The organism is Streptoalloteichus tenebrarius (assembly GCF_024171885.1).
GTDB lineage: Bacteria > Actinomycetota > Actinomycetes > Mycobacteriales > Pseudonocardiaceae > Streptoalloteichus > Streptoalloteichus tenebrarius.
Map to the genome: position 1 here is coordinate 405,094 of NZ_JAMTCP010000002.1, position 12,507 is coordinate 417,600.

A 12,507-nucleotide genomic window follows, 5' to 3' on the forward strand; every position below is an offset into this window, starting at 1 on the left:
CCCTCGCCGCCGGCCCGCCCCACCCTCCGGTTACGCGCCGGTTGCGGCAACGTCAGAGCGGTCCCAAGTTTCGGGTGTGTGACTTGCCGCACTGAGACGGGTGTCACGAGCATCTCCCGCCGGAGACCACTCGCGGAACGTGAGGAGGAGCAGTGGGCGGCACCCCCGTGGGCGCGACCGGGCCACGCCGGCGGTTCTACCGACACCTGTACTTCTGGGTGCTCGTGGCGATCGCGCTGGGCGTGCTGGTCGGCATCGGGTTCCCGCGGCAGGCGGCGCAGATGAAGTGGCTCGCCGACCTGTTCGTGAACCTCGTCAAGATCGTCATCGCGCCGACCATCTTCTGCACGGTCGTCGTGGGCATCGCCGGACTGGGCAACCTCGCCAGGGCCGGTGGGCTCGCCCTGCGCACCATCGGCTACTTCACCGTCATGACCACCCTGGCGTTGGCCATCGGGCTCGTCGTGGTCAACGTGCTGCGGCCGGGCGAGGGGCTGGGCATCGCGGTCAACGAGAAGGCCGCGGCCGAGACGATCAAGAAGGCCGGCGAGGCGGAGGCCGGCGGGATCACCGGGTTCGTGCTCAGCCTCGTCCCGAAGTCGTTCCTCGGCGCGTTCACCGACAACCAGCTCATCCAGGTGCTCGTGCTCGCCGTGCTGGTGGCGGTGGCCGTCTCCGGCATGGGCGAGCGCGGCCGCAGGGTGGTCGAGGCGCTGGACACCACGGCCAAGGTCATGTTCGGCGTGATCAAGGTCGTGATGTACGCGGCGCCGGTGGGCGCGTTCGGCGGCATGGCGTTCACCGTCGGCAAGTACGGCAACGAGGTGCTCACCAAGCTCGCCTATCTCATGGGCGCGTTCTACCTGACCTGCCTGATCTTCGTGTTCGTCGTGCTCGGCGTGGTGTGCCGGCTGGTCGGGTTCAGCGTCGTGCGGTTCGTGCGCTTCCTCAAGGACGAGCTGCTGATCGTGCTCGGCACGTCCTCCAGCGAGTCCGTGCTGCCGCGCGTGCTGGTCAAGCTGGAGGCGGCGGGCGCCCAGAAGTCGGTGGTGGGACTGACCATCCCCACCGGCTACTCGTTCAACCTCGACGGCACCTGCATCTACCTGACGATGGGCGCGATCTTCATCGCCCAGGCCACCGGGCACGAGGTGGGGCTCGGCACCCAGCTCGGCCTGCTGCTGTTCATGCTGCTGTCCAGCAAGGGCGCGGCGGGGGTGACCGGCGCGGGCCTGGTGACGCTCGCGGCGTCGTTGCAGGCGTTCGGCGACACCATCCCGGTCGTCGGCATCGCCCTGATCATCGGCATCGACCGGTTCATGTCCGAGGCCCGCGCCCTGACCAACCTGGTCGGCAACGGCGTGGCGACCATGGTCGTCGCCCGCTGGCAGGGAGCGCTGGACCTCGACCGGCTGCGCGCGGTGCTGGAGCGGCCGGAACTGGTGGACGTCGACGCCCTGCTCAAGGCGGAGGAGCGGGCCGGCCGCGCCGACCAGGAGAGCGGGACCGGTCCGGAGGGTGGCTCCGGGTCCGAGGGCGGATCCGGCCCGGCCGGGCGGGCCGCCGAGCCCGTGCCGGCGCGCTGACGCCAGGTTCCGCCGAGCCCGTGTCGGCCCGCTGACGCCGGGCTCCGCCGAGCCCGTGTCGGCCCGCTGACGCCGGGCCGCCCCCGCCGAGGGCGGGATCGCCATCCCTGGGGGACGGCGATCCCGCCCTCTCCTCGTGGGAGCCTCCGCATGATCGCCCGGCCATCGCCGCGACACAGTCTCTTGTCCACTACAGAGTTCAGTATTGGGGGAACCCCCATCTCAAACATCTCACGGAGGTCCGACAAAAACGGGAGATTCGGTGTCACCGGTGCGAGTGAAAAACCACGACGCCCTCATCGTGTGATCGCTCTCCAGCGATGGAGGGGTTGCCTCCCGCTTCGCGGGACGGCCCGTCCTCCTCGATTTCCCTTACCGATCAGCGGTGCTTCCGAGTTAGGTGAAGCTGCCCGGATAGCCCCCAAGTTCCAGGTCAGCGACCTGAGACCCTGGGTCGACACAGTCTTTCGATATACACAGGGTTTAGTTATGGGGAACCCCCCACTTCAAACGTCTCATGGGGCACTGACAGAAACGGGAGGTGCGGGGTCGCCCGACTGAGTGGAGGTTGGGAAAGACGCCCGGTAGAGGTCGCCCCCTCAGGCGCATCACCAAGCGGCGTTGTCGGTGTGACTGTCAGCGGACGGGGGCGACGACCGGAGTGCCGTCGGGCGTGGTGAGGATCGTGACCCGCGCCGAGTAGCGGGCGGCCAACAGGTCTGCGGTGAGCACCTCGACGGGGGGACCGGCCGCGACCACCGCGCCGCGGTCGACCAGGACCAGCTCGTCGGCGTACTGGGCGGCCAACGTGAGGTCGTGCAGCGTGCTCACCACGGTCGTGCCGTCCGCCCGGCGCAGCTCGTCGACGAGGTCGAGCAGGGCTTGGGCGTGACCGATGTCCAGCCCCGTCGTCGGCTCGTCGAGCAGCAGGAGGTCGGCCCGCTGCGCGAGCGCTCGGGCCAGCACCGCGCGTTGCCGCTCGCCCCCGGACAGCGTGCGCAGCGGCCGGTGCGCCAGGTCGGCCAGGTCCAGGCGGGCCAGGGCGTCGGCGACGATCTCCAGGTCCGCGCGGCTCTCCCTGGCCAGCGGCCCCAGGTGGGGCGTGCGCCCGAACAGCACGTAGTCGGTGACGGTGATGCCCTCGGGCAGCTCAGGGGTCTGCGGCGCGTAGCCGACCGCCCTGGCCCGCGCCGCGCGCCCCATCGCGCCGAGCGGCCGGCCGGCCAGCAGGACCTCGCCGGTGTGGTCCACCAGCCCGGCCGCGGCCTTGAGCAGGGTCGACTTCCCCGCCCCGTTCGGGCCGATCACCGCGACCCACGCGCCGCACGGCACCGTCACGTCGACGTCCCGCACGACCCACCGGCCCCGGTAGCCCGCGCTGACGCCCCGGAGCTGGAGGGCGGGAGCGCCCTCGGAGCCGGTCATCGCGCGCGTCCCCTCGCCCTGCGCAGCACCAGCGCGAAGAACGGCGCGCCGGCGAACGCGGTGACCACCCCGACCGGAAGCTCGGCCGGCGCGAGCACGGTCCTGGCGACCGTGTCGGCCAGCACGAGGAACCCGGCGCCACCGAGCAGCGACAACGGCAGCACGACCCGGTAGCTCGCGGCCGTGGTCAGCCGCACCAGGTGCGGCACGACGATGCCGACGAACCCGATCAGCCCGCTCACCGCGACCGCCGCCGCCGTGGCCAGCGACGCCGCCGCCAGCACCACGACCCGGACGACGGCGGGGCGCACGCCCAACGCGCCGGCCTCCTCGTCGCCCAGGCCGAGCAGGTCCAGCAGGCGGCCGGACAGGCACAGCACCACCGCCGCCACCGCGAGGTAGGGCAGCACGACGAGCACCTCGTCCCACCCGGTCGTGCCCAGCCCGCCGAGCATCCACGTGTAGACCTCGCGCAGGGTCTCGCTGCGCAACTGCTGGACGAACGTCTGGACCGCCGTGAGGAACGCGCTCACCGCGACGCCGGCCAGCACCAGCGTCGCCGTGCCGTTGCCGGCGGAGCGGCCCAGCGCCCAGCTCAGCGCGACACCCCCGACCGCGCCGACGAACGCGGCCAGCGGCACCGGGCCGAGCGCGCCGTGGCCGGCCCCCGGGGCGGCCACCATGACCAGGGTCGCCGCCAGGCCCGCCCCGGCCGCCGCGCCGAGCAGGTACGGGTCGGCGAGCGGATTGCGGAACACGCCCTGGTAGGCCGCGCCCGACCCGGCCAGCGCCGCCCCGACCAGGGCGGCGAGCACGACCCGGGGCACCCGCAGTTGCCACAGGATCGCCGCCTCGCGCTCGGACAGCGGGGAGGTGCCCCCGGTGAGCTGCGCGACCACCTCGGCGAGCACCCGGCGCCAGCCGAGGTCGATGGCGCCGAGCAGCACCGAGAGGGCGACGGCGGCGGCGAGGAGCAGGACGGTCAGCGCCACGTGGCGGGCCGCCAGGCGGGTGGCCCTGGGCAGCGGGCGCGCGCCCGTCGGGCCGGCGGGTGTCTGGGTGGACGTCGTCATCGCTGGTGGCCGCTCGCCGGCGGGGTGGGGGGCGACCTACCCCTCACCCCGCCGGCCGGTGGCCTACTTCCCGGCCTTGGCGACCGCCGCGCCGACCTGGCGGACCAGCTCGACGACGCGCGGGCCCCAGCGGGAGGCGGTGTCGGGGTCCAGCGACACGACGTTGCCGCCGCGCACGGCGGCCAGGTCCTGCCAGCCCGGCCGGGCGGCCACGGCCTGCGGGGTCTCCATGTCGGCCAGGAAGATCAGGTCCGGGTTGGCGTTGACCACGTGCTCTGCGGAGAGCTGCGGGTAGTCGCCGGAGGCGGAGTTGGCGGCGTCGGCGATGTTGCGCAGGCCGAACAGGTTGTAGACCTGCCCGATGAAGGTCCTCGACGTCGCCGAGAACAGCTTGCTGTCCAGCTCGTGGTAGTAGCTGAGCTGCCGGTTCGGCCTCGGGGTGTCCTTGACGACCTTCTCGACGTCCGCGCGCGTCCGCTGGGCGACGTCGGCGCCCTCCGCCGCGTGCCCCGTGGCCCTGCCGAGCGCCTTGAGCTGCTCGTACGTCCCGTCGAGGGTGCTCGCGGCCGGCAGCAGCAGCACCGGCACCTTCACCGCGGCCAGGCCGGCCACCAGGTTGTTGCGGTCGTCGGAGGCCACCACCAGGTCGGGGTTGTGCCCGGCGACGGCCTCGACGTTCGGGTTGAAGCCGGACAGCTCGGTCCTGGGCGCGTCGGCGGGGTGGTTGGACAGCTTGTCCACGGCGACGACCTGCCTGCCGGCGCCGACCGCGAACAGCATCTCCGTGGCGGTGGGGCTCAGCGAGACGATGCGCTGCGGCTTCTTCTCCAGCCGGACGGGCTTGCCGCCGGCCACGGACACCTCGACCGGGAACGCGCCGGCGGAGGTGGTGGCGGAGCCGGTGGCGTTGGGGTCGGCCGCCTGCTCCCGGTTGGCGCAGGCGGTCAGCCCGACCAGGGTGAGCAGGGCGACGACGCCGGCGACGAGCCGACGGCCGCGCGCGCGGCGCCCGGGACGGGGGGAGTGGCCGGTCATGGTTCCTCGATGGTGGGTCGGCGGGCGGGGCGCTGGCCCGCGCGGACGAGGCGGCGGACACCACACCCCTGCTCCGGGAGCGGTTCGGTGTCGGCGCTCGGGCAGGCGACCTGGCTCGGGCGACGCGCGGGGCGGCCCTCACAGTTGCGGGACAGCGCCGGACTCGCACCGGCTTCGCTGCCGCGACACGCCGCCGACCAGGGCCGGAGTGCTCGCCTCCCCCCGCTGGCCGGCGGGGGAACGCTATCAGGGCGTAGGGTGGTCGAGGGCACGCCGCCGCCGCTCGGACCCTCGGTCCGCGGCGGGGCGTGTGTCGGGTGCCCTGTCGGTCGCGTCGCTCGAATCGTTACACCCGCATGGTGAGGATCACTCATGAAGGGGTGATTTGGCGTTTCGCGGCTGTTACAGTCGCCGCAACATCGCCCGCGATCGTCGTCGCGGGCCTTTCCTTGCGGGCCATCGTCGTCCCGTCCACCCCCACCCATGGAGCTCCGCTCCGGTGAGCGGAGCCCGAGGACGACGAAGGAGGTCTGCCGTGATCTTCTCCGCCATCCCCGGCCCGACCGGCCTGTACGACCCGCGCGAGGAGCGGGACGCGTGCGGGGTCGCGATGGTCGCGGACGTCCGTGGCCGCCGGTCGCACGGAATCGTGGTGGACGCCCTCACCGCGCTGGCGAACCTGGAGCACCGCGGCGCCGCCGGCGCGGAGCCGACCAGCGGCGACGGCGCCGGCATCCTGCTCCAGCTCCCGGACGAGCTGCTGCGCGCCGAGGCCGCGCGGCTGGGCGTCGCGCTGCCGCCCCCGACCGCCGAGGGCGAGCACCGCTACGCCGCGGGCATCGCGTTCCTGCCCGCCGACCCCGACGAGCGCGCCGCCGCCGTCCGGCTCGTCGAGAAGATCGCCGGGCAGGAGTCGCTGCGCGTGCTCGGTTGGCGCGACGTGCCGGTCGACCCGGACGCCGCGGGCGTCGGCCCCACGGCCAGGGCGTGCATGCCGCACTTCGCCATGCTGTTCGTGGCGGGGGCCGACCTGCCCGAGGACCCCGAGGGCGCCGAGTTGGCCGACGCGCCGGTCCCCGCCGGCCTCGCCCTGGACCGGCTGGCGTTCTGCCTGCGCAAGCGCGCCGAGCACGAGAGCGTCACCGCCGGTTGCGGTGTGTACTTCCCGTCGCTGTCGGCGCGGACCATCGTCTACAAGGGAATGCTGACCACCGGGCAGCTCCCGGTGTTCTTCCCCGACCTCACCGACGAGCGGCTGGCCACGGCGATCGCCCTGGTGCACAGCCGGTTCTCCACGAACACGTTCCCGTCGTGGCCGCTGGCCCACCCGTTCCGGTTCGTCGCGCACAACGGCGAGATCAACACGATCCGGGGCAACCGGAACCGGATGCGGGCGCGGGAGGCGTTGCTGGCCAGCGACCTCATCCCGGGCGACCTGTCCCGGCTGTTCCCGGTCTGCCAGCCCGACGGCTCCGACTCGGCCTCCTTCGACGAGGTGCTGGAGCTGCTGCACCTGGGCGGCCGCAGCCTGCCGCACGCCGTGCTGATGATGATCCCGGAGGCGTGGGAGAACCACGTCGAGATGGACCCGGCGCGGCGCGCCTTCTACCAGTTCCACGCCAGCCTGATGGAGCCGTGGGACGGTCCGGCCTGCGTCACGTTCACCGACGGCACGCTGGTCGGCGCGGTGCTGGACCGCAACGGCCTGCGCCCGGCGCGGTGGTGGCGCACCGCCGACGACCGGGTGGTGCTCGCCAGCGAGACCGGCGTGCTGGACGTGCCCGCCGACCAGGTGGTGGCCAAGGGCCGCCTCCAGCCGGGCCGGATGTTCCTGGTGGACACCGCGAAGGGCACGATCGTCGACGACGACGAGGTCAAGACCGAGCTGGCCGCCGCGCTGCCCTACGACGAGTGGTTGCACGCGGGCCTGCTGAAGCTGGCCGACCTGCCCGACCGTGAGCACGTGGTGCAGAGCCACGACTCGGTGGTGCGGCGCCAGCTCACGTTCGGCTACACCGAGGAGGAGCTGCGGGTCCTGCTCACGCCGATGGCGACCGCGGGTGCGGAGCCGATCGGCTCGATGGGCTCGGACACGCCGGTCGCCGCGTTGTCGCAGCGGCCGCGCCTGCTCTACGACTACTTCAAGCAGCACTTCGCGCAGGTCACCAACCCGCCGCTGGACGCGATCCGGGAGGAGATCGTCACCTCGGTGTCGCGGGTGATGGGACCCGAGCAGAACCTGCTCGAACCCGGGCCCGCCTCCTGTCGGCACATCGAGCTGCCCTACCCGGTCATCGACAACGACGAGCTGGCCAAGCTCATCCACATCAACGACGACGGCGACCTGCCCGGCTTCGCCTGCACCGTCCTCAGTGGACTGTACGAGGTGGACGGTGGCGGCCGCGCGCTGGCCGAAGCGATCCAGCGCGTGCGGCGCGAGGCGTCCGAGGCGATCGCCGCCGGCGCGCGCATCCTCGTGCTGTCCGACAGGGACTCCGACCACCGCATGGCGCCGATCCCGTCGCTGCTGCTGGTCTCCGCCGTGCACCACCACCTGGTGCGGACCAAGGAACGCCTCAAGGTCGCCCTCGTCGTGGAGTCCGGCGACGCCCGCGAGGTGCACCACGTCGCGCTGCTGCTGGGCTTCGGCGCGGCGGCGGTGAACCCCTACCTGGCCTTCGAGACCATCGAGGACCTCATCGCCCAGGGCATGATCACCGGGATCGAGCCGCGGCGCGCGGTCCGCAACTACGTGGCCGCGCTGGTCAAGGGCGTGCTGAAGGTGATGTCCAAGATGGGCATCTCCACCGTCGGCGCCTACACCGCCGCCCAGGTGTTCGAGGCCGTCGGCCTGTCCAAGGACCTGGTCGACGAGTACTTCTCCGGCACGACCTCGAAGCTGGGCGGCGTCGGCCTGGACGTGCTCGCCGAGGAGGCCGCGGCCCGGCACCGCAAGGCCCACCCCGAGAACCCGACCGACCGGGTGCACCGGCGGCTGGAGGTCGGCGGCGAGTACGCCTACCGCCGCGAGGGCGAGCTGCACCTGTTCACACCGGAGACGGTCTTCCTCCTCCAGCACGCCACCAGGACCCGGCAGACCGAGGTCTACCGCCGCTACACCGAGGAGTGCGACCGCCTGTCGCGGCTCGGCGGCACGCTGCGCGGCCTGTTCCGGTTCCGCGACGGCGCGCGCCCCCCGGTGCCGATCGAGGAGGTCGAGCCGGCCAGCGCGATCGTCCGGCGGTTCAACACCGGCGCCATGTCCTACGGGTCGATCTCCCGGGAGGCGCACGAGACGCTGGCGATCGCGATGAACCGGCTCGGCGGGCGCTCCAACAGCGGCGAGGGCGGCGAGGACCCGGAGCGGCTGTACGACCCGGAGCGCCGCAGCGCCGTCAAGCAGGTCGCGAGCGGGCGGTTCGGCGTCACCAGCGAGTACCTGGTCAACGCCACCGACATCCAGATCAAGATGGCGCAGGGCGCCAAGCCGGGCGAGGGCGGGCAGCTCCCCGGGTACAAGGTGTACCCGTGGATCGCCCGCACCCGGCACTCCACGCCGGGCGTCTCGCTGATCTCCCCGCCGCCGCACCACGACATCTACTCCATCGAGGACCTCGCCCAGCTCATCCACGACCTGAAGAACGCCAACGAGCGGGCCAGGGTCCACGTGAAGCTGGTCAGCGAGGTCGGCGTCGGCACCGTCGCGGCCGGCGTGGCCAAGGCGCACGCCGACGTGGTGCTGATCTCCGGCCACGACGGCGGCACCGGGGCCTCGCCGCTGACGTCGTTGAAGCACGCCGGGACGCCCTGGGAGATCGGCCTCGCCGAGACGCAGCAGACGTTGCTGCTCAACGGGTTGCGCGACCGCATCACGCTCCAGGTCGACGGCGCGATGAAGACCGGCCGCGACGTCGTGGTCGCCGCGCTGCTCGGCGCGGAGGAGTACGGGTTCGCCACCGCGCCGCTGATCGTCGCCGGCTGCGTGATGATGCGGGTCTGCCACCTCGACACCTGCCCGGTGGGCGTGGCCACGCAGAACCCCGAGCTGCGCAAGCGCTACACGGGCAAGCCCGAGTTCGTGGAGAACTTCTTCTACTTCGTGGCCGAGGAGGTGCGCGAACACCTGGCCGCGCTGGGCTTCCGCTCGCTGGACGAGGCCGTCGGACACGCCGAGCTGCTCGACGTGGACGAGGCCGTCGAGCACTGGAAGGCGGGCGGCCTGGACCTGCGGCCGATCTTCGAGGTGCCGGAGACGCCGTACCGGACCGCGCCGCGCCGGGTGCGCGAGCAGGACCACGGCCTGGACCGGGCGCTGGACCGCACGCTCATCCAGCTCGCCGAGGCGGCGTTGGAGGACGCGCGCCCGGTGCGGCTGGAACTGCCGGTGCGCAACGTCAACCGGACCGTCGGCACGCTGCTCGGCGCCGAGGTCACCCGCCGCTACGGCGGGTCGGGGCTGCCGGACGACACCATCCACGTGACGTTGACCGGCTCCGCCGGCCAGTCGCTGGGCGCGTTCCTGCCCAGCGGCGTCACCCTCGACCTCGTCGGCGACGCCAACGACTACGTCGGCAAGGGCCTGTCCGGCGGGCGGATCGTGGTGCGCCCGCACCCGGACGCGCCGTTCCGGGCCGAGCAGCAGGTGATCGCCGGCAACGTCATCGGCTACGGCGCCACCAGCGGGGAGATCTTCCTGCGCGGCCGGGTCGGGGAGCGGTTCTGCGTCCGCAACTCCGGCGCGGTCGCCGTGGCCGAGGGCGTCGGCGACCACGCCTTCGAGTACATGACCGGCGGTAGGGCCGTGGTGCTCGGGCCGACCGGGCGCAACGTCGCGGCGGGCATGTCCGGTGGCATCGCCTACGTGCTCGACCTGGACCCGGTGCGGGTCAACGGCGACATGGTGGAGCTCCAGCCGCTCGGCGCGGAGGACCTGCGCTGGCTGCGGGAGGTCGTGGAGCGCCACCACCGGTTCACCGGGTCCGCGGTGGCCGCGTCGCTGCTGGGGGACTGGCCCCGCCGCTCGGCGGCGTTCACCAAGGTCATGCCCCGCGACTACCAGCGCGTCCTGGAGGCGGTGCGCATCGCGCGCGCCGAGGGCCGCGACGAGGACGAGGCGATGATGGAGGCGTCCCGTGGCTGACCCGTACGGTTTCCTCAAGCACGCCAGGGCCGAGGGCGCCAAGCGCCCGGTCGCCGAGCGGATCGCCGACTGGGGCGAGGTCTCCGCGGAGCTGCCCCGCGAGGAGCGCGACCAGCAGGTGCGCACCCAGGCCACCCGCTGCATGGACTGCGGAATCCCGTTCTGCCACTCGGGAAGCGCGGGATGCCCGCTGGGCAACCTGATCCCGGAGTGGAACGACCTCGTCCGACGTGGACAGTGGGAGGCGGCCAGCGAACGGCTGCACGCGACCAACAACTTCCCGGAGTTCACCGGGCGGTTGTGCCCCGCGCCGTGCGAGTCGGCCTGCGTGCTGGCGATCTCCCCGTTGGCCGGCGGCGCGGTCACCATCAAGCGGGTCGAGCAGACCATCGCCGACACCGCGTGGGAGGAGGGCACGGTCCGGCCGAGGGCGGCCGCCGTCTCCTCCGGCCGGCGGGTCGCCGTCGTCGGCTCCGGCCCGGCGGGCCTCGCCGCGGCGCAGCAGCTCACCAGGGCGGGCCACGACGTCACCGTGTTCGAGCGGGACGACCGGCTCGGCGGCCTGCTCCGCTACGGCATCCCGGAGTTCAAGCTGGAGAAGTCGGTGCTGGACCGCCGGCTCGCCCAGATGCGGGCCGAGGGCACGCGGTTCGTCACCAACTGCGAGGTCGGCGTCGACCTGACCGTCGAGGAGCTGCGGGCCGGCTTCGACGCCGTCGTGCTCGCCGTCGGCGCGCTGCGCGGCAGGGACGACCGCGTGGTCCCCGGCCGGGAGCTGACCGGCGTGCACCTCGCGATGGAGCACCTGGTGCCGGCCAACCGGTTCTGCGAGGGCGACGGTGAGCCCGCCATCAGCGCCGCCGGCAAGCACGTCGTCATCATCGGCGGTGGGGACACCGCCGCGGACTGCCTGGGCACCGCCCACCGGCAGGGCGCGGCGAGCGTCGTCCAGCTCGACCAGTACCCCGAGCCCCCGCACGTCAGGGACGACGCGGTGTCGCCGTGGCCGGTGTGGCCGCTGGTGCTGCGCAGCTACCCCGCGCACGACGAGGGCGGCGAGCGGAAGTTCGCCGTGGCCGTGGAACGGTTCGTCGGCGACGACGCCGGACACGTGCGCGCCGTGCACCTGCGGAAGGTGCGGGTGGAGAAGGACGCCGAGGGGCGCCGCCAGGTCATCCCGGTCTCGGACGAGGTCGAGGAGCTGCCCTGCGACCTGGCGCTGCTCGCCATCGGCTTCGAGGGCGTGGAGCCGATGGCCTTGTTGGACGGGCTGGACATCCAGCTCAGCCGGCGCGGCACCATCTCCTGCGGCGCCGACTGGCAGACCACCGCTCCCGGCGTCTTCGTCTGCGGCGACGCGCATCGCGGCGCCTCGTTGGTCGTGTGGGCCATCGCCGAGGGCCGGTCCGTGGCGCACGCCGTGGACAGCTTCCTCACCGGCTCGTCGGATCTGCCGGCCCCGGTTCACCCCACCGCTTTGCCGCTTTCCGTTCGCTGACACCTTTTCCTGACGCGCCCCGCCGGTTCCCCAACCGGCGGGGCGCGTCCGTGTGCGCTACTCCTTGTGGTCCATCTCGCCACGAAACGTCACATTCGCGGCTGCCCCCTGTGCGAGACTGCCCTGCGGATCTTGTGTGTACGAGGGGACAAGTCATGTCAGAGAGCTTCCTGGACCGGATCTCGTTCACCGCCGGTCTGCCCGTGATGGGTGCCGTGGGTGAGGCGGTCGCGGGTGGAGCGGTGGTCGCGGGCGGCGGCAAGTTCAGCGTGGACCCGGAGCACGCCCAGCAGCTCATCGACGATCTCAGGGCGGTCCTGAAGGAGTTGGCTGCGATCAACGAGCAGGCGAGGAGGCTTGCCACTGTGGACCCGCCAGCCGAGGACCCACACAGTCGGCGAGCCGCGCAGGAGATCAGCAAGGTCGCGGTGGGCAAGGATGGCTGCCATTACGAGGCGAACCTGGCCTACCAGAAAGCGATCAAGGCGACGATCGCCAGTCTGGAGGCGTCGTTGAAGGCCTACCGTGAGGCGGAGCAGGCCAACATCATGCGGCAGAGGGGTTGAGTGTGCGGCGGGTTGTTGTGTCGGCGGTGGCGGGTTCTGCTTTGGTGGCCCTGGTTGCTGGCTGTTCGTCGAGTGTGGCGGGTCAGCCGAGTGCTTCGGGTGGTGGTTCGGGTTCGTCGGTGTCGGGTGGGTCTGGGAAGGAGCGGTTGTCGCCGCCGTTGGAGCAGCCGGTGCTGGATCTCAA

7 protein-coding genes and 1 riboswitch are annotated in these 12,507 nt (G+C 72.6%); of the genes, 4 read left to right on the plus strand and 3 right to left on the minus strand.

Going from position 1 to position 12,507, the window contains the following annotated elements; all coding sequences use genetic code 11:
- Positions 1-152 precede the first annotated feature (152 nt).
- Positions 153-1,586 (plus strand): C4-dicarboxylate transporter DctA, encoded by a 1,434-nt coding sequence (gene dctA, locus LX15_RS03565; protein ID WP_253667979.1) that lies wholly within the window; start codon positions 153-155, stop codon positions 1,584-1,586.
- A gap of 636 nt (positions 1,587-2,222) precedes the next feature.
- Here dctA and LX15_RS03570 read toward each other — a convergent pair.
- The 3 genes from LX15_RS03570 to LX15_RS03580 form a co-directional block, all read right to left on the minus strand.
- Entirely contained in the window at positions 2,223-3,011 is a 789-nt protein-coding gene (locus tag LX15_RS03570; RefSeq protein WP_253667980.1) for an ABC transporter ATP-binding protein, read from the minus strand.
- The gene (locus LX15_RS03575) at positions 3,008-4,084 is read right to left on the minus strand and encodes a FecCD family ABC transporter permease (RefSeq protein WP_253667981.1); all 1,077 of its coding nucleotides are present in this window, start codon (positions 4,082-4,084) and stop codon (positions 3,008-3,010) included. Before LX15_RS03575 ends, LX15_RS03570 begins: the two co-directional genes overlap by 4 nt.
- A gap of 63 nt (positions 4,085-4,147) precedes the next feature.
- Positions 4,148-5,119, minus strand: a complete 972-nt coding sequence (locus tag LX15_RS03580; protein WP_253667982.1) for an ABC transporter substrate-binding protein — start codon at positions 5,117-5,119, stop codon at positions 4,148-4,150.
- Positions 5,120-5,228: 109 nt separating this feature from the next.
- A riboswitch (cobalamin riboswitch) is annotated at positions 5,229-5,292 on the minus strand.
- 362 nt (positions 5,293-5,654) lie between these two features.
- On the opposite strand from LX15_RS03580, the gene gltB reads away from it, so the two are divergent.
- The 3 genes from gltB (at position 5,655) to LX15_RS03595 (ending at position 12,323) form a co-directional block, all read left to right on the plus strand.
- Positions 5,655-10,259 carry a glutamate synthase large subunit gene (gene gltB / locus LX15_RS03585; RefSeq protein WP_253667983.1) on the plus strand — a complete coding sequence of 1,535 codons (4,605 nt, stop codon included), beginning with the start codon at positions 5,655-5,657 and terminating at the stop codon, positions 10,257-10,259.
- Positions 10,252-11,757 carry a glutamate synthase subunit beta gene (locus LX15_RS03590; protein WP_253667984.1) on the plus strand — a complete coding sequence of 502 codons (1,506 nt, stop codon included), beginning with the start codon at positions 10,252-10,254 and terminating at the stop codon, positions 11,755-11,757. Before gltB ends, LX15_RS03590 begins: the two co-directional genes overlap by 8 nt.
- Positions 11,758-11,912: 155 nt before the next feature.
- Positions 11,913-12,323, plus strand: coding sequence for a hypothetical protein (locus LX15_RS03595; protein WP_253667985.1), 411 nt, complete (start codon positions 11,913-11,915; stop codon positions 12,321-12,323).
- Positions 12,324-12,507 lie beyond the last annotated feature (184 nt).

Coding starts and splice junctions, on each gene's coding strand:
- LX15_RS03570 (WP_253667980.1), bottom strand. CDS start 3,011: ATGACCGGCTCCGAGGGCGCTCCCGCCCTCCAGCTCCGGGGCGTCAGC.
- LX15_RS03575 (WP_253667981.1), bottom strand. CDS start 4,084: ATGACGACGTCCACCCAGACACCCGCCGGCCCGACGGGCGCGCGCCCG.
- LX15_RS03580 (WP_253667982.1), bottom strand. CDS start 5,119: ATGACCGGCCACTCCCCCCGTCCCGGGCGCCGCGCGCGCGGCCGTCGG.
- LX15_RS03595 (WP_253667985.1), top strand. CDS start 11,913: ATGTCAGAGAGCTTCCTGGACCGGATCTCGTTCACCGCCGGTCTGCCC.